Here is a 16368-nt window from a genome sequence, read left to right on the forward strand (position 1 = left end):
CAATGATACAGTACAAAGGTTCAATTTTTTAATTGGACCTTTTTTGTTGTCATTAATTTAACCGGGAAAATTAGATTTAATTGCTTTATATCCATTATTTTTAATAAATAAATTTGGTTAAGTCGTAAATCAAATCTATCTTAATGCAAAAATAATTCATAACATAAAATACTATGGCAATTAATCTACAGAAAGGACAAAAAATCGAGATCGGACTGACTAAAATGACGATAGGACTTGGTTGGGATCCTAATGAAGGGACAGGCTACGACTTCGATCTTGATGCTTCAGCAATCATGATCGATTCTGACAGAAAATTAGTAAGCGAGGAATATTTTGTTTTTTATAATAACCTGAATTCACCAGATGGAGCCCTTACTCATACCGGAGATGATCCGAGCGGAAAAAACAGTGATGGAGATGATGATGAAGCGATCATTATTGATCTTGATAAAGTAGATTCAAGAGTTGAAGAAATTCTTTTTGTGGTCACTATTGAAGACTTTGAAAGAAGAAAACAGAACTTTGGACAGGTTAGAAATTCATATATCAGGGTGGTAGACAACGGTACCAACCAGGAGATTGCAAAATATGAATTGGATGAAGATTTTTCCATTGAAACAGGAGTTGAGTTTGGAAGACTATACAAAAGAAACGGAAACTGGAAGTTTGAAGCTTCAGGGATAGGATACAGAGCAGACCTTGGCTTTTTCCTTGAAAAATATTATAAAGGACAAATCATCAAATAAATAATTAATACACTAACACAAAACGATAGCTATGGCAATTAATTTACAGAAAGGTCAAACGATTGATTTAAGAAAAAATGACCGTGGAGAAAGTGTTTACGATCTTTCAAAAGTAACAATCGGTTTAGGATGGGATGTAAGAAAGCAAGGTGGTTTCTTTGGGAAACTTTTTAATAAAGAAGCTGAATATGATCTTGATGCAGTAGCATTTCTTTTGGATGGCAGCGGAAAGGTTGCTAATCTTGGAAGAACGGTTCAGACCAATGATGGAAGACAGGTGGGATTGTATCAGGGAGATGTGGTTTTCTTTAATTCTATGCAGCATCCAAGCGGAAATGTTTGGTTGACGGGAGATAACAGAACCGGAGCAGGAGATGGTGATGATGAGCAGATCATTGTAAAATTGGATCAGCTGGATCAAAGCTACCAGAAAATTGTTTTTTTGGTTACCATTTATCAGGGGAGAACCAATAATCAGCATTTTGGAATGATTGAAAATGCGTTTATCCGTGCAGTAGATGCTACAGGTAAAGAAATTACAAAATACAGTCTTTCCGGAGATTCTAGCATGAACGGAATGTGTGCGATGGTTTTCGCAGAGGCTTACCGTCATAATGGAGATTGGAAGTTCCGTGCGGTGGGAGAACCTCATAATACGGATAACTTTATTGATATTCTGAGACAGCAGTATTCATATTCAAACTAGACTTTATATTTCTATTCAACATAAAAGCCGGCTGGGAAGTCTTCGACTTCCTCCGCCGGCTTCAGACTTAATAACCACCCTTATGAACAGAAGATTATTAGCCTATTTTTTACTGGATACTTCCGGCTCTATGAACGGGGAACCTATCCAGGCATTGAACAACGGCTTTAATGGGCTTATCAGTATGCTTCGTGCAGATCCGCAAGCGATGGACAGCCTTCACTTAAGTGTTATTACCTTTGATAGAGAAGTTAAGAATATTATTCCTTTAATAGCTCTTTCCAATTTTTATCCCATGGAAATCACCTGTCCGGATAGTGGGCCAACTCATACCGGGGCTGCACTGGAAATGGTATCCGATCTTGTTCAGAAAGATCTTGTAAAAGGATCTGCTGATGAAAAAGGTGACTGGCAGCCTTTACTCTTTATATTTACTGATGGAAAACCTTCCGATATTCAGAAATACAGACAGATGATTCCAATTCTTAGAGGTCTTGAGTTTGGAGCCATTGTAGGCTGTGCGGCAGGACCTAAGGCTGATGAACAGTTTTTGAAAGAATTAACAGATCATGTTGTAAAGCTTGATACTACAGATGCGATCACTCTTTCATCTTTTTTCAAATGGGTGAGTACTTCTATTACACAAGGCGGGCATTCACAGAATACAACAGATCACGTAACATTACCTCCGCCACCATCGGAGCTAAATATTATTATTTAAAAAATTGTCTTTACAGTTATGAGAAGACTACCGATTTATTTTTTAATTGATGTCTCCGAATCTATGGTAGGAGACCCGATTGAGCAGGTGCAGGAAGGAATTTCCAACATTGTCCGGGAACTTAAGAAAGATCCGTATTCATTGGAAACGGTGTATATTTCCGTGGTAGGTTTTGCAGGAGAAGCTGAAGTGATTACACCACTTCAGGATATCATAAGTTTTTATCCTCCAAAAATTCCGATTGGCAGTGGTACATCACTGTCTCAAGGATTGATTAAAATAATGGACTGTATAGATCAGGAAATTGTAAAAACAACCTATGACAGAAAAGGAGATTGGAAGCCTATCGTATTTTTGTTTACAGACGGGGTTCCTACTGATGATGCTACCAAAGCGATTGAAAGATGGAACAGCAAGTATAACGGAAAATCTAATACCATTGCAGTATCTATAGGAGAGAATACCAATTATAAGCTGTTGGGTTCACTGGCAGATAATGTTTTACTGTTTAATAATACGGATGAAAACTCCTATAAAGAATTCTTCAAATGGGTAACAGATTCTATTAAAACAACCAGTCAAAGTGTAACAGAAGCGAAGAAAGAAGGAATAAATTTATCTAAAATAGATTCTGTTATTCTGGAAAAGGTAGATCCGCAGATGGAACAGCGTTTTCCGGATAATAACTTTGTTGTTTTGAATGGTAAATGTTCAGAGACGGATAAACTCTATCTGATGAAGTTTAAGAAGACATTCGGAGAATCCAGTATTCCGGGGATGTCTACAAGATATTATAAACTGGAAGGCGCTTATAAAATTGATGAGAAAGCTTATTACAGGTTGTCTTCTGCCCAAAGAAGCAATCTTAAAATTTCAATAGAAGAGCTTCAGGGTGGAACTTCTTGCCCACATTGTGCAAATCCTATTGCTTTGGCCACCTGTGCTTGTGGTGGAATCCATTGTCTGCAAGGGGAAGGATACAATAAATGTCCCTGGTGTGGAACATCCGATTATTACGGGTATTCCGGTGGTGGATTTGATATCAACAGAACATTAGGTTAATTACTTTGCCTATGAAAATACCTTCATTTTATTTTGGAATCGGGAGAAAGCCTATGGAAAAAGGAACTATTCATAAAGAAAAAGAAGAGTTTAAAGAAGTTCACTGGGTATTACAACATGCCCATTCAGGGAAGTTCTATGAATTCACTTTTGAGATGGCTGATTTTCCTAACATCAGGATTAAAAATATTGGAAACCTTGAAGAAACCGGACTAACGTTTGAAAATGACAGGATTTTTGGGATTCCGAAAGCTCATAATATGTATCATCTGGATATAGAATTTTTTCACACAGAAGATAAAGAGCATACAGATGTTAAAAGAGTTCCGTTATTAGTCAATATTGATCCCAAAGATTTATGGAAGAATATTCCCAGTGACAGAAATGCTGACTTTTATAAAGAAGATGAGGTTTCATTTCAGGGCATGTTTTCAGATAAAAAAATTGTTGTAGCTTCCAAAAGAGGCCGTTCTCATGCCCATGAAGGGAAATTCAGAGAAGATGATTTTGCAGTGAGTGAACTTCCGGCAGATTGGAATATTATCTCAGTTTCTGATGGTGCCGGTTCTGCTGTCATGGCAAGGGAAGGTTCAAGGCTCGTCACAGTTTCTGTTAATGAGTTTTTCAGTTCTTCAGAAGTGTTAAGTGAAATTGAAAAAAACATCAATATCATTTATACTTCAGAGGCCCCAAAGAAAGAACAGGATGAAGCCAAAGAAAATGTAATAAGACTTTTATATGAAGGTGTTTTACATGTTCATCATGAACTGGAGAAAACGGCTTTAGATAATAATTTTTCCATCAATGATCTGCATTCCACACTTATTTTTGCTTTGGTTAAAAAGTTCAGGTTTGGATATGTTGTACTGAGTTTCGGAGTAGGAGACTGCCCAATCAACCTGATCAATACTGATTTTTCCAAAGTAGAACTTTTGAATACTATGGATGTGGGAGAGTTCAGCGGGGGAACCCGCTTTATGACCATGAAGGAGATTTTTAACGATCATATTGTATCCCGTTTCAGAATAACATGCATCGAAGATTTTTCATATCTGGTTCTTATGACGGATGGAATTTATGATCCTAAATTTCTTACCGAAAATAAATTGGAAGATGCAGAAAGCTGGAAAGCATTTTTTAACGATCTTAATGGAGATAATGATGATCTTACGAAAGTAGATTTTATGAATGATGCAGAAATTGCTCAACAACTTCTCCTTTGGATAGATTTCTGGAGCCGTGGAAACCATGATGATCGTACACTGGCCATAATTTATTAATTAAACATGAAAAATAATATAAAGGTTGTCTCTGTCCTGGATGCATCCAAAGCCTATGAATATGTAGATGAAAAACCCATCCAGGGTGGGGTGAAAGATGTTTACTTTTCGCCGGACCGAGAGTATGTAGTTGCTTTTTACAGAAATCCGCTGGATGAAGGACAGAAAGAAAGGATTATGAGAATTGTTTCTACCTACCTTCAAAATATCCAAAATGGAAATGCTGCAGACTACTTTCTGAATGAAATATTCAGATGGCCTTATGATATTGTAGAAAGAAATAGGTTAACAGGTATTATTGTTCCTATTTACAATCAAAAATTCTTCTTTGCTAAAGGATATGTAGGCTCAGATAATATCCAGGGTGAAGATAAGGTGGGAAAATGGTTCACCGCACCCATGTTTAGAAATCCACAGTATCCGTTAAGACTAGATACGTCTGAACTGGGAGATTGGTTAAGTTATTTTCAGATTGCCATTAATATCAGCCGGGGTGTAAAGAAATTACATCAGATGGGATTGGCTCATTCAGATTTGTCGTATAACAATATTCTGGTAGATCCGGTAACCAAATCGGCTTGTATTATTGATATTGACGGACTTGTTGTTCCGAAGCTATTTCCACCGGAAGTTATTGGAACTGCCGATTTTATTGCTCCCGAAGTTTTAAAAACCCAGCATTTCGCACTTCAGGATCCCGCAAGGCATCTGCCTAATCAGAAAACTGATTTACATGCCCTTGCCGTTTTGATTTACATGTATCTGTTGAGAAGGCATCCACTTCGCGGTGGAAAGATCTGGGATCTGGATTCTGAAAAGGATGAAGTGATATCCATGGGTGAAAAAGCTCTGTTTGTAGAACACCCCAATGATCCTTCCAATAATGTAAGAGCTGATCACCTGAGAAGATGGGATACTTTTTGGGGTGACCCTAAAAAGATTCCTTATACTGTAACAGGTCCCTATATTGCAGATTTATTTAGGAAAACATTTATAGACGGACTGCACGACCCTATCCGACGTCCTACTGCCAATGAATGGGAAACTGCTTTACTGAAAACCGTAGATCTGATACAGCCTTGTCAGAATACTAATTGTACTGAGAAATGGTATGTTTTTGATAATACCAGTAATCCTAAATGCCCTTTCTGTGGAACTCCGCATCAGGGAACACTTCCGGTTTTAGATCTGTATTTCCGTTTTGATGATGAGGTTTGGAAACCTGAAAATCACCGGCTGATGGTGTATCATAATCAATATTTATTCAAATGGCATGTATCGAGAAAGGTGATCCGAAATGAAAATCTGACGATGCAGGATAAAATGCCTGTAGGATATTTTACTTTCCATCAGGAAAAATGGGTATTGGTGAATCAAAGCTTAGCTGGGATGAAAGACATTACGGAACAGAAAGAAATCCCACCAGGCTCTATGGTAGAACTTACTGATGGAAAGAAAATACTGTTGTCTGCGGAAGAAGGTGGAAGACTGATCTATGTGACAATGGCTAATCAATAGTCATTGTTGGATTATCTTGTTTTCGGGTGTTGGACGTTGTTGGAAAACGCGCAGACGCAAGGATTTTGTATACTGTGTGTTTTAAGGTGCAAAGATTTTATCTCCGATAAAATTGAGTGATCCGTAAATCCTTTGTTTCTTTTTTATCATTGCGAATGAAATGAAGCAATCTCAATCATTAGATTAAGATCTCTCGCAGATTTTACAGATTACGCAGATCTTATGTATCATCATCTGGAAAATCTGTGCCATCTGTGGGAAAAAAATATCAACCCAATCTGTGATATATTTTATTCAGCTCGCAATTACAACTTATTATTGCAAATATCAGCATTTAAACCGGTGAAAATTCCATGAAATAAGAATGTATATCCTCACCTATAATTTTAAAACCTAAACTGGAATAAAGGTGTTGTGCCTTATTGGTTTTTAAAACACTTAAAGAAGCTGTTTTTCCTTCAGCAGAAGCCTCTTCTAGAATATCAGTCAGGATCATTCTTCCTAATCCTTTACCTTGCTGGCTGGGATCAATCTGAAGTTGTAGAATATCAATATTTGTATCTGTTTTGTCTATTTTTAAAAGTCCAATAGGTTGATTATCTAGAAAAATAAGATGAGCTTTATCAAACTGATCCATAATTCTGCCCAGAGTTGTTTCCTGGTCTGTAGGAAGATTAGATTCTGCATAGTGGGGAACCATAGTCTTCGTTCTTAGATCAAGAAGATAATCAATATCGTTTTCTGTAGCTTTTTGATAAGTAAATGGAATTTTCATAATTTTTTTGAATTCGAATTTCAGGCCATATTTTTCCTATTGACCGGCAAAATTAGTAAGTATTTATCTTTAACAATAATTCCTGAACTTGATTTAAAGTTTAATCAAATGTAATACTTCTTTGCTGAAGATAGGATTCACTAATATTTTCTTTTTCAAAACGATCCGGATACATAGTGATTTTTAGAAACTCTTCATCTTGGTATAAACCTCCTAAAAATAGCTCGTTGTCAATAATTTTTACCTGAATGGTGAGTGCATTAATGAGAACTTCTTCGTCTTTTAAAGTATTGATGTTAAAAATAAATAACCTTTGATAATGAGTGTCTTTATACTTAATGATAAGATGGTTTTCATAAAAATATAAAAGACCATCCCGGAAAGTAGGCTGTACCAGTGTGTTGATGGGTGGTTTCCAGGTAAGAACTTTTTTTTCCTTCAATCTGATTCTTACTTCCTCTTTTCCTGCTTCATTACATTGCCACCATGCAATAACACCATTGCTGTTGATCGCCGTTTGATGTGGAGATACTGAATTTTCTGTCCCTGAATGATCTGTCCAGATAATTTTTTGCTCACTGAGTTCGGTTTTAATATTGTCTGTGAAAAGTTCTTCATCAATCAGGGTAAGGATTTCAGCCTGCGTCATTGCTTTTTGTTTCTTGGGGCGAAGATATTGATTTAATTGGATTTGAAAATAAAAATAGGCTTAGAATAGATATGCCGGAAATGGTAATGAATGTAATACTTTTGTAAATTTCACTGCTTTTTCCGGCATTTAATCTTTCTTTTACACCAATTCAAAAAAGCTTCTTTTACCAATTTTTATTTTGATCTCTTTTACCAACTCAATTGAGTTATCAGGTTCTGTCATTTTTACAGAGTCAATTTGAATACCTCCGCTTTCGATAAGCCTTCTGACTGCTGATTTGCTAAGGTCCTTTCTTAACTGATGACAAAGTTCAAGAACAGTCATTTTTTGTTGATTATGGGCTAGAGTATCGATAGAAACAGGCTCAAAACTTTTTTCATCAAAATTCTTATTCTGGAACTGATTATTGAAGAACAGCTCAGCATTTTCAGCCGCTTCATCATTATGATATTGACTGATAATATTTTTGGCAACCAGTTTTTTGATGTTCATCGGATTTTCACCACTGTTTATTTTTGATTTTAAACTGTTTTTTTCGTCGACTGAAAAATTAGTGGTAAGATCAATAAATTCTTCAATTAATGTATCCGGAATAGACATAGTCTTTCCAAACATTTCATTCGGTTCATCAGTCAGACCAATGATGTTGTTCAAAGACTTGCTCATTTTTTCCTTTCCATCAAGACCTTTCAGCAGCGGCATACACATTACAATCTGCGCAGGCTTCTGATGAACTTCCTGCAGCTGTCTTCCCATGGTACAGTTGAAAAGCTGATCTGTTCCGCCCATTTCGATATCACATTCAATTTTTACAGAATCAAAGCCTTGCAGAATAGGGTATACCAGCTCATGTATGGCAATAGGAGTATTTTCTGTAAACCTTTTGTTAAAATCATTCCTGTGCATAAGTTGCGCAACTGTGACTTTTGATAAAAGCTGGATAACTTCTGAAAAATTCAGTGCATCAAGCCAGTCAGAGTTGAAAACAATCTTTGTTTTTTCAACGTCAATAATTTTAGATAACTGGTTGATATAAGTTTGTGCATTATGCTGAACATCTTCAGCGCTTAAAGGTTTTCTTGCTTTATTTTTTCCGGTGGGATCACCAATTCTCGCGGTAAAGCTTCCCACTACGATAATAATCTGATGTCCAAGATCCTGAAATTGTTTCAGTTTTTTCAGAACAACAGCATGTCCAAGATGTAAATCCGGAGCAGTGGGATCAAAACCTAGTTTAACCGATAGGGATCTGTTTTCTTCTTTTGCTTGTTTTAATTTCTCCTCCAATCCGTTTTCTGGCAGGATAATAGAAACATTTTCTTGTAATGTATCAATCATGTTGTAAAGTTTTTTAAATGAAAAAAGCCAGGACAATACTGTCCGGGCTCTATATATTTTAAGTTTAGATTTTAATTTAGAATACAGATATAGAAAGTCCTCCCGAACGATAGCTCGGAGTGTAATATTCACTGAAGAATGGAAGACGCAATATGCTGTTTAAGTGTTTCATTGATATTGTAAATATAACAGGATTTCCCTGAAGTTCCAATATTTAAACCATTAAGATGTAATGTAGTGGTTATAACAAGATTTGTTTTTTTAGAAAAAACTTAACCATTTACGTATCTTAATGGTCTAAAATAATGGTTCAAAACAATTTTACTTGTCATTTTCTAAGCTAATTCTATGCCACAATCTGTTAAAATAGCCTTATATGTTTTTTATCATGTTATAAGGCTTTTTCCATCTTATAATTGATGAGATCAATTCCTTTTACATTCACAGTTTGTTGCTGAATAAGCTTAAAATTCATCCTTTCAAAAAAAGGTTTAGCCGTTTTGCTCACATCTGCAGTTAAGAATTTTTGATTTTGATGTAGAGCTTCTTTTTCAATAAGCTTATAAAGTTGAGTGGCAATCCCCAGATGTTGATAATCTTTATGAACAAAGAGTAGATCAATATAATTTCCTTTATCAAGGGTACAAAAGCCTACTGTTTTATTTTTTATTTCAGCAATTAAAACAAATTGTTGGTTGATAACATTGTTCCATCTTTCCTGATTCTCTGCACCAGATCTCCAGGCATTAAGCTGGTCGATATTATAATCCACTTTGCATATGGTTGTAATGGTGTTCTGAAAAAGCTGTAACATCTCGGGAAGATCACATGAGTCTCCTTTTCTGATGACAAAGGGAGGATTATCGGATGTATTGTTGTTCATAGAGTTTTTGCTGGTCTTTATTGAGTAAAGGGTAGAAGAGGTTCATCAGTAAAAGCGTATATGACTGAATTGCTGCTTTTTTCTTAAGCTTTGAAATCAATCGGTTATGGGTAATCCAATTATCTGCAATGATGAAAATCTGTTCCGTGAGATTATTGATGATGAAATCAGGAACATCCTTTTTCAAAATGTTATTCTTTTGAAGATCGGAGAAAATTAACTGAAATTCTTCTCTTCGGTTGAGGTTAATGCCTTCATACTGAGATTCAACTTCAGGTATTTTTTTCAATATATCGACAAGATTCATGAAGATGAATCTGTAATCGTAAAATATCTCGCAGGTGGAAGAAGTGAACCTGTAAAGATCATTTAGTGTTTTATGCTCTTTTTCCTTCATTTTGTTCAATAGTCCATCCATTTTAAGGGTAAGTTCCCCAAAAAGAATCTTGATAATATCTTCAGAATGCTTGAAATGGTAATGAAGGTTTCCCGGACTGATAGAAAGTTCAGCTGCAATATGTCTTGTTGTGATATTGTTGTATCCCTGGTCATTAAAGAGTTCCAGAGCTTTAGCCAAAATTTTTTCCTTTGTGCTCATCTTTCAAAGATATGAATTATCAGGCTGGGAATAAATCATATTTTTAAAATTAGAACAATTGTTCTAATTTAAGTATATTTACACTATCAAATCTTATGACAATGGAAGGAAAACAAAAGTTTGATTATGAGGCTGCTGGAAGTGGTGAAAAGAAAAATGAAACCGATATCCAGGATATAATGGCAAAAGTGCTGCAGGTCATTATTGGATTTATTATGGCAGTGCTGCACATGTGATGAAAAAAAGGATTTCATATTGGTTTTTGATGGGATTAGCAGCGTGGCTGCTCATTATTCAACTGAGAAAGAATGGTATTTTTATTCCTGTTATCAATAATCATTTTACAGATCTTATTACCGTTCCGATGTATTGTTACCTGATAGAGTATATCATGAATTCTCTGTTAAGATTTAGCTGGAAACCAGATTTTAAGTTTGTACTTACTTCAATTTTATATCTGTCTTTTTTGTTTGAAGTGCTTTGTCCGAAGCTGTCTCCATTATTTACAGGAGATATTTTTGATGTAGTGGCTTATTTTATTGGAGGAATGCTATATTACTTTTTTTATATAAGATCATTTTCCGTTTTAAAAAGAAAGAGGGAGTAAACTGAGGCAACATTAAATGCTTGAGATTATTTAAAATTTGCTTTTAGTTTTATGTGAACTAAGATAGAATCGATTTTACAATCGATTTTGATGAAGCAGATGGATACACCCGCTTTATCGAATCAACAAAGTTGATTCCATTCTTTGCTGCCTAAAAGTATGTGATAAGAAGATAAAACCTTTGCGTCAAAGAAAAATAGGAACATACTTCAAAAAATGTAAAAGGGGAAAATCATTTTTAATCATCATAAAAAAGACCGGCAGAACCTTATTGAAAAAAGGCTGCCGGCTGGGGTTATTGTTTTTATCCTGTTTTTTATGCTAAAGAGAGGGCAAGGTTTTAATTGTTGCCGCTGTTTGCCCTGCTGGAATCTTCAAATTTCACTTGTTTTGTAGCTCCTTTTACATTATTATTTCCGAATTTATAGGTTAGGGAAAGATGAACGTTTCTGGTAATTCCTTTGTACTGGTAATCAATATTATAATCCGGATAATATTCTATTCCTTTTTCACGGTTGGTATTCAGCACATCATTCAGGTACAGATTGACTAAAAGCTTTTTATCCATGAATGCCAATTTTAATCCTGTGTATAATGAGGCATTGGTATAATAGTAGGTATTTCCGTCTCTGTTCGGAAGACTTCCCCACAATCCCAGTAAGAAAGTCACTGTTTTATCTTTATTAAGGAAGAAACTATTGTCTATGTTTACATTGGCGCTGTATCCCGGAGGAACAGGCAGAATAGACGGATCATAAGATTTTGCTTTGGTATAATATCCATTCAGAAAAATAGTAGATTCCAGCCATTTCAGTTTATTGTAGTTATAACTGATATTGACTCCGGTCTGATTTTCATTATAGAAATTCTTCGCGATGGTGTATCTGTAATTTTCATCAATCATCTGAATTCTGTCCCAGCTGTCTTTGTTGTAGCTGTGATAAAGGGTAATGTTGAGATTGTTATTCAAAACATAGCCGAACTCAAAATTATCCGAAAATGATGGCAGTAGATAAGGATTTCCGGTGGTGTATTCAAAGTTGGAGGTGAAATACTTAAACGGATTCAGATTTCCAAAATAAGGACGTGAAATTCTTCGGGAATAGCTTAATGAAAATGAATTGTTTTCGTTAGGCTTATAGCTTACGTAAGCAGTAGGAAAGAGTTTACCATATTTGATCTTTGTGGAAATATGATCATTCATAGAAATGCCTTCCAGTGTGGTGTATTCATAACGGAGCCCAGCCTTTGCATCCCATTGATCATTGATCTTAAAATTGGTTGAAAAATAAGCGGCATAGTTTTCTTCATTATAAAGGAATGTATTGGTTTTACCTGCGTTAAGCTGATTTTGACCATTGATAATGTCAAAGAAATTAAATTCAGAATCATTTTTGATTTTCGTATACTTCAGCCCGGATTCTGTTTTTATTTTACCAAATGTTTTTTCCAAATCAGCCTGTCCCGAGTAAATTCTGTATTTACTGATCGGGTTAGCCATTGTATAGATCTCTTGTGGAGTATAGGTATTGGAGAAATTTCTCGCATTGGAATTGTTAAGCATCAAATTAGCCGTTATATTCAGCTTACCTCCGGCACTATCGATTTTAGTTTCATAAAATGCAGTAGCATTATGAACATCCCGGCTGTTTCTGTTATTGAAATCAGAAGAAATAGTAGTGACTTCTTTTCCATTGAAACGGGCCGATTTACTTACTCCTATTTCCTTAGGATTGCTGTGTGAATAATTATAGTTGATGCCGATAAGGTTTTTATCATTAATCTTATATTCAGCTTTTATATTCCCGCTTTTGTATTTATAATTGTTAAGGTTGTCCCCATCTTTGTTCCAGTAATTATTATTTGAAATACCGGACATATTATTATAAATATTATACTGCCAGTAATTATCCCCAGCAGATAAATTGGTACTTAATGAAAGTTTTTCTCCCTGGTAATTGAAGGTGGCACCTCCTCTTGATGAAACGGTAGGCTTCCCCCAAAAATAATTTCCTGAAGTCTGAATAGATCCATTCCATCCCAGATTAGCATTTTTTTTAAGAATAATATTAATCAGTCCACTTTTTCCTTCTGCGTCATATTTTGCCGGTGGAGTGGTGATGACCTCAATCTTAAGAATATCATCAGAACGGATTGTCTTCAGATAATTGATAAGTTCCTGTCCGTTCAGATTCAGCAGCCTGTCATTAATCATTACAGCTACATTACTCTTTCCCGCAATACTTATAGACTCATCAGTGGTTTTTACCATGGGTGTTTTAGCAAGTGCTTCTATGGCGTCTATGCCTTGGGATGCTACAGAATTCTCTACATTGAAGACCAGACGGTCTACTTTTCTTTCGAATAATTTTTTCTTTGCGGTAATGGTTACTCCTTCTACTTTCTGTATTACAGGCTCATCTTTGATCTGGATGTCCTTTCTGATATTACCCTTTACTTCAATCTTCTCATTGTTGGTTTTTACCCCATCTTTTATAATCTCAAGTATATAATTTCCATCTTCTTTCAAAGGAATTTTAAATAATCCTTTGTCATCTGTAATAGCAGAAAATTTACTATCATTTTTTGTGATAAGCACCTCTGTTTCTGCTACAGGTTTATTTTCTTTGTCCGTAATGGTTCCCTCTACACTTTGTGCAAAAATGAATGAAGAAACTGTAAGACTTAAAAGAAGAATAATTTTCCGGTTCATATTTAGCTTTTTATACAAGACAATTATTTTGCAGAGAATATTACATCGATTTGTGAAAAATGTTTTCTTATTAATAAAATAGTGGACTATTCTTTTTGGTATTTTTGTAAGTATATAAATTTGACTTTGATGCACGGCAAACTATTACAATACATCAGCTCCAATCATAATTTTAGTCAAAAAGAAATTGAAAGGATTCAACAATATTTTGAGCCTGTATCTTTTGTTAAAAATACAGTGATAGAAGAAGCTGGAAAGGTTCCCAATTACCTATATTATATTGTTTCAGGGTACCTCAGATTATTTTATATGGATGAGGACGGAAATGAAGTGACAACACATATCAACTGCCCACCAGGATTTTTTACTTCTTATTCTCATCTTGTCAATGGAACGGTCTCGGATCATAGTGTGGAATGTATTACCGCATGTGAACTTCTAAGGATTACAAAGGTAAATCTCGATCATTTGGTCAACGAGAGTCAGGCGATGAAAGACTTCAGTATTTCAGTATTTCAACACTCTATAGCTTATAATGAAAACCGTTCCAGGGAATTGTCTGCCCTCAATGCAGAACAGCGGTATCTTAAGCTTTTAAAAGATTATCCTGAAATTATTCAGCATGTTCCTATTCAGTATATCGCGTCATTTCTTGGAATGAAACCGGAAAGCCTGAGCCGAATCAGAAGAAAAATAATTAACTAACAAAAGTCAAGTGGTACCGAGAGCAAGAGGATGAAATTTGCTGTATTAAAATTAATGCAATGACAAAGAATAATCTAAGCCTCGTTTCTGGTGCTAATGGACATTTAGGAAATAATTTAGTCAGATTTTTACTGAATAGGGAGATTCCGGTAAGGGCGACGGTACGAAATGTCCACAATACAAAACCTTTTGCCGGCCTGAATTGTGAATTGGTTCAGGCTGATATTACGGACAAAGCTTCTTTTGTAAAAGCACTTCAGGGAGTAGAAACATTTTATGCGGTGGGAGCTTCTTTTAAGCTGTGGGCTAAAGATCCAAAAAAAGAAATTTATGATGTCAATATCAAAGGAATCCGAAATACCATTGAAGCCGCTGCTGAAGCAGGAGTAAAAAGAATCATTTATGTAAGTTCTATCGCAGCTCTTGATTATACTCAACTGCCCACAAAGGAAAGCAATGGATACAATCCGGATAGGAGAGATATGTATTATAATTCCAAAAATGATGGTGAAAAACTAGCTTTTGAACTCGCAGCAAAACTTGGAGTAGAACTTGTTTCCATTATGCCGTCCGCGATGATTGGCAGTGAAGCCTTTTTACCTTTGAATGTTTCCTATGGTATACTAAAGCTTATCCTGAACAAAAAGATTCCTGTAGATACAAAGATTACCCTGAATTGGATAGATGTGAAAGATGTTGCAGAAGGCTGTTATCTGGCCGCGCAAAAAGGACGTCCTGGAGAACGTTATATTCTGGCTAATGAGAAATGCATGACAATTACAGATACAACAATTCTGGCGAATAAGCGATACCCTGATCTTAAATTGAAAATCCCCAAATCTGTTCCCAAAAGAATTTTGTTTACTATTGCTGCTTTAATGGAATTCTCTGCAAAATTGAGCAGAAAAGCTCCTGTATTGACTAGAAAAGATATCTCAATGTTCTCAGGATTGCAACAGGATTTTGATATTTCAAAAGCCAGGAATGAGCTGGGTTTTAATCCTAAAAGTCCAGAAAAAGCTGTACAGGAAGCGTTTGATTATTTAATGCAGCATCCTGAACTTTGGAAAGAGGTATAACATTCTCTTTTTTTATTGAATTATAATTGAATAATTGAACCCTTATAAAATTTAGTTAGGTCATAAAGATCATTGAAGTAACGTTGAAGATTAGCCGTGTTATTCTCATCCCAGCTTTTCAACTCGGACTGATTTTCAGCCAGCGTATATAAAGACTGGTAATCCGTTTTAAGATAATCAGATAGGATATTTTCTTTGCCTTGCTCTCTGTTGATTATTTCTGTAAGAAAAATTCCATAGATTAGAAATTGGTTAAAGTTCTGGGCATTGACAATATAATTCAGATTTTCCTGGGACAGCTTCTCATAGTCTGAAAGAATTTTAAGAAAGTATTCAGTATGTACCGGCGATTGAATTTCGTAAAAAAGATCAATACCATTGATGAACAATTGCGTTCTTATTTCTTCATGATCTGAAGGATAAGCCTTACTGAACCATGAAAATATATTGAGAAGCTCTTCCCGGGTAAGCTCTTCTACAGAATCTTTTACTTTATCCTTGATGATTTCAAGACTTCTTTTTCCATCAGGCTGAAGGAAGCTCAGAAAATTTTCTTCTTCACGGCAAAGCTTATTGTACAAATTGATTTTGGCAATATTTGGGTTGGTTTTGATGAAATAAAGTTCTTCTGTCATAACGAATTACCAAATATTTTTATTGAAATGGTAATTAAAGATACAAAATATGCTGAAACATAAATTGAAAAATGTTATGCGATGAATGGAATGCGTTTTGAGGATGGAAGATGGAAGATGGAGGCAGGAAGTTTTAAACCATAAATCTTTTTAATGTCAAAAGCGTTTCAAAAATTATTTTATACCGAAAACAATTACACCTCTAATAATCTATGGGTTCATATTTAACACAGAAGTAATAAATTATTTTGTAAAATACTTACATAATAATTCGTTTAGTATCACTCAATGTTTCATTAGTGGGAAATTTTGCTTCTATGTACTTCATAACTTCCATCTCCCGGCCT

Annotated in this window: 17 protein-coding genes; 10 read left to right on the forward strand and 7 right to left on the reverse strand. The window is 35.3% G+C overall.

Annotation, left to right across the window (positions count from 1 at the left end; all coding sequences use genetic code 11):
* The first annotated feature begins 173 nt into the window (after positions 1 to 173).
* The 6 genes from AC3HD6_RS00420 to AC3HD6_RS00445 all read left to right on the forward strand — a co-directional run bounded on the left by AC3HD6_RS00420 (position 174) and on the right by AC3HD6_RS00445 (position 6036).
* Positions 174 to 749 carry a TerD family protein gene (locus AC3HD6_RS00420; RefSeq protein WP_488894567.1) on the forward strand — a complete coding sequence of 192 codons (576 nt, stop codon included), beginning with the start codon at positions 174 to 176 and terminating at the stop codon, positions 747 to 749.
* Positions 750 to 780: 31 nt separating this feature from the next.
* Positions 781 to 1455: a TerD family protein gene (locus AC3HD6_RS00425; RefSeq protein WP_068944463.1), complete on the forward strand. Its 675-nt coding sequence runs from the start codon at positions 781 to 783 to the stop codon at positions 1453 to 1455.
* A gap of 82 nt (positions 1456 to 1537) precedes the next feature.
* Positions 1538 to 2176 (forward strand): vWA domain-containing protein, encoded by a 639-nt coding sequence (locus tag AC3HD6_RS00430; protein ID WP_488894568.1) that lies wholly within the window; start codon positions 1538 to 1540, stop codon positions 2174 to 2176.
* Positions 2177 to 2194: 18 nt separating this feature from the next.
* On the forward strand, positions 2195 to 3238 hold the full coding sequence (locus AC3HD6_RS00435; protein ID WP_488894569.1) for a TerY-C metal binding domain-containing protein: 1044 nt from the start codon (positions 2195 to 2197) through the stop codon (positions 3236 to 3238).
* Between the two features lie 11 nt (positions 3239 to 3249).
* The gene (locus AC3HD6_RS00440; protein WP_488894570.1) at positions 3250 to 4518 is read left to right on the forward strand and encodes a PP2C family serine/threonine-protein phosphatase; all 1269 of its coding nucleotides are present in this window, start codon (positions 3250 to 3252) and stop codon (positions 4516 to 4518) included.
* Positions 4519 to 4524: 6 nt separating this feature from the next.
* Positions 4525 to 6036 carry a helix-hairpin-helix domain-containing protein gene (locus AC3HD6_RS00445; protein ID WP_488894571.1) on the forward strand — a complete coding sequence of 504 codons (1512 nt, stop codon included), beginning with the start codon at positions 4525 to 4527 and terminating at the stop codon, positions 6034 to 6036.
* Between the two features lie 334 nt (positions 6037 to 6370).
* On the opposite strand, the gene AC3HD6_RS00450 is transcribed toward AC3HD6_RS00445, so the two are convergent.
* From AC3HD6_RS00450 to AC3HD6_RS00470, 5 genes are all read right to left on the reverse strand, one after another.
* A complete protein-coding gene (locus tag AC3HD6_RS00450; RefSeq protein ID WP_488894572.1) occupies positions 6371 to 6811 on the reverse strand; it encodes a GNAT family N-acetyltransferase in 441 nt (146 codons plus the stop codon).
* Positions 6812 to 6911: 100 nt separating this feature from the next.
* On the reverse strand, positions 6912 to 7460 hold the full coding sequence (locus AC3HD6_RS00455) for a hypothetical protein (protein ID WP_488894573.1): 549 nt from the start codon (positions 7458 to 7460) through the stop codon (positions 6912 to 6914).
* A 141-nt stretch (positions 7461 to 7601) separates the two neighbouring features.
* Positions 7602 to 8801, reverse strand: a complete 1200-nt coding sequence (tyrS, locus tag AC3HD6_RS00460) for a tyrosine--tRNA ligase (protein ID WP_488894574.1) — start codon at positions 8799 to 8801, stop codon at positions 7602 to 7604.
* 391 nt (positions 8802 to 9192) lie between these two features.
* Entirely contained in the window at positions 9193 to 9684 is a 492-nt protein-coding gene (locus tag AC3HD6_RS00465; RefSeq protein WP_488894575.1) for a GNAT family N-acetyltransferase, read from the reverse strand.
* Positions 9662 to 10282 (reverse strand): TetR/AcrR family transcriptional regulator, encoded by a 621-nt coding sequence (locus AC3HD6_RS00470; protein WP_488894576.1) that lies wholly within the window; start codon positions 10280 to 10282, stop codon positions 9662 to 9664. The genes AC3HD6_RS00465 and AC3HD6_RS00470 overlap by 23 nt, the downstream gene beginning before the upstream one ends.
* A gap of 101 nt (positions 10283 to 10383) precedes the next feature.
* Here AC3HD6_RS00470 and AC3HD6_RS00475 point away from each other — a divergent pair, with 101 nt between their 5' ends.
* Together AC3HD6_RS00475 and AC3HD6_RS00480 are read left to right on the forward strand one after the other, a co-directional pair.
* Complete coding sequence (locus AC3HD6_RS00475; RefSeq protein WP_262495897.1) at positions 10384 to 10518, forward strand: hypothetical protein; 135 nt, start codon at positions 10384 to 10386, stop codon at positions 10516 to 10518.
* Complete coding sequence (locus tag AC3HD6_RS00480) at positions 10518 to 10889, forward strand: hypothetical protein (RefSeq protein WP_488894577.1); 372 nt, start codon at positions 10518 to 10520, stop codon at positions 10887 to 10889. Before AC3HD6_RS00475 ends, AC3HD6_RS00480 begins: the two co-directional genes overlap by 1 nt.
* A gap of 340 nt (positions 10890 to 11229) precedes the next feature.
* Here the strand turns inward: AC3HD6_RS00480 and AC3HD6_RS00485 are convergent, their stop codons facing one another.
* On the reverse strand, positions 11230 to 13602 hold the full coding sequence (locus tag AC3HD6_RS00485; RefSeq protein WP_488894578.1) for a TonB-dependent receptor domain-containing protein: 2373 nt from the start codon (positions 13600 to 13602) through the stop codon (positions 11230 to 11232).
* Between the two features lie 129 nt (positions 13603 to 13731).
* On the opposite strand from AC3HD6_RS00485, the gene AC3HD6_RS00490 reads away from it, so the two are divergent.
* Positions 13732 to 14307 carry a Crp/Fnr family transcriptional regulator gene (locus tag AC3HD6_RS00490; protein ID WP_488894579.1) on the forward strand — a complete coding sequence of 192 codons (576 nt, stop codon included), beginning with the start codon at positions 13732 to 13734 and terminating at the stop codon, positions 14305 to 14307.
* A 59-nt stretch (positions 14308 to 14366) separates the two neighbouring features.
* Positions 14367 to 15386 carry an NAD-dependent epimerase/dehydratase family protein gene (locus AC3HD6_RS00495; RefSeq protein ID WP_488894580.1) on the forward strand — a complete coding sequence of 340 codons (1020 nt, stop codon included), beginning with the start codon at positions 14367 to 14369 and terminating at the stop codon, positions 15384 to 15386.
* A gap of 20 nt (positions 15387 to 15406) precedes the next feature.
* Here the strand turns inward: AC3HD6_RS00495 and AC3HD6_RS00500 are convergent, their stop codons facing one another.
* The gene (locus tag AC3HD6_RS00500) at positions 15407 to 16021 is read right to left on the reverse strand and encodes a hypothetical protein (RefSeq protein ID WP_488894581.1); all 615 of its coding nucleotides are present in this window, start codon (positions 16019 to 16021) and stop codon (positions 15407 to 15409) included.
* Between the last annotated feature and the right edge of the window lie 347 nt (positions 16022 to 16368).

This window comes from Chryseobacterium sp. II3a (assembly GCF_057815135.1).

Excerpts from the sequence above, each read along its gene's own strand:
- AC3HD6_RS00420 (WP_488894567.1), top strand. The coding sequence starts at position 174 with ATGGCAATTAATCTACAGAAAGGACAAAAAATCGAGATCGGACTGACT.
- AC3HD6_RS00425 (WP_068944463.1), top strand. The coding sequence starts at position 781 with ATGGCAATTAATTTACAGAAAGGTCAAACGATTGATTTAAGAAAAAAT.
- AC3HD6_RS00430 (WP_488894568.1), top strand. The coding sequence starts at position 1,538 with ATGAACAGAAGATTATTAGCCTATTTTTTACTGGATACTTCCGGCTCT.
- AC3HD6_RS00435 (WP_488894569.1), top strand. The coding sequence starts at position 2,195 with ATGAGAAGACTACCGATTTATTTTTTAATTGATGTCTCCGAATCTATG.
- AC3HD6_RS00440 (WP_488894570.1), top strand. The coding sequence starts at position 3,250 with ATGAAAATACCTTCATTTTATTTTGGAATCGGGAGAAAGCCTATGGAA.
- AC3HD6_RS00445 (WP_488894571.1), top strand. The coding sequence starts at position 4,525 with ATGAAAAATAATATAAAGGTTGTCTCTGTCCTGGATGCATCCAAAGCC.
- AC3HD6_RS00450 (WP_488894572.1), bottom strand. The coding sequence starts at position 6,811 with ATGAAAATTCCATTTACTTATCAAAAAGCTACAGAAAACGATATTGAT.
- AC3HD6_RS00455 (WP_488894573.1), bottom strand. The coding sequence starts at position 7,460 with ATGACGCAGGCTGAAATCCTTACCCTGATTGATGAAGAACTTTTCACA.
- tyrS (WP_488894574.1), bottom strand. The coding sequence starts at position 8,801 with ATGATTGATACATTACAAGAAAATGTTTCTATTATCCTGCCAGAAAAC.
- AC3HD6_RS00465 (WP_488894575.1), bottom strand. The coding sequence starts at position 9,684 with ATGAACAACAATACATCCGATAATCCTCCCTTTGTCATCAGAAAAGGA.
- AC3HD6_RS00470 (WP_488894576.1), bottom strand. The coding sequence starts at position 10,282 with ATGAGCACAAAGGAAAAAATTTTGGCTAAAGCTCTGGAACTCTTTAAT.
- AC3HD6_RS00475 (WP_262495897.1), top strand. The coding sequence starts at position 10,384 with ATGGAAGGAAAACAAAAGTTTGATTATGAGGCTGCTGGAAGTGGTGAA.
- AC3HD6_RS00480 (WP_488894577.1), top strand. The coding sequence starts at position 10,518 with ATGAAAAAAAGGATTTCATATTGGTTTTTGATGGGATTAGCAGCGTGG.
- AC3HD6_RS00485 (WP_488894578.1), bottom strand. The coding sequence starts at position 13,602 with ATGAACCGGAAAATTATTCTTCTTTTAAGTCTTACAGTTTCTTCATTC.
- AC3HD6_RS00490 (WP_488894579.1), top strand. The coding sequence starts at position 13,732 with ATGCACGGCAAACTATTACAATACATCAGCTCCAATCATAATTTTAGT.
- AC3HD6_RS00495 (WP_488894580.1), top strand. The coding sequence starts at position 14,367 with ATGACAAAGAATAATCTAAGCCTCGTTTCTGGTGCTAATGGACATTTA.
- AC3HD6_RS00500 (WP_488894581.1), bottom strand. The coding sequence starts at position 16,021 with ATGACAGAAGAACTTTATTTCATCAAAACCAACCCAAATATTGCCAAA.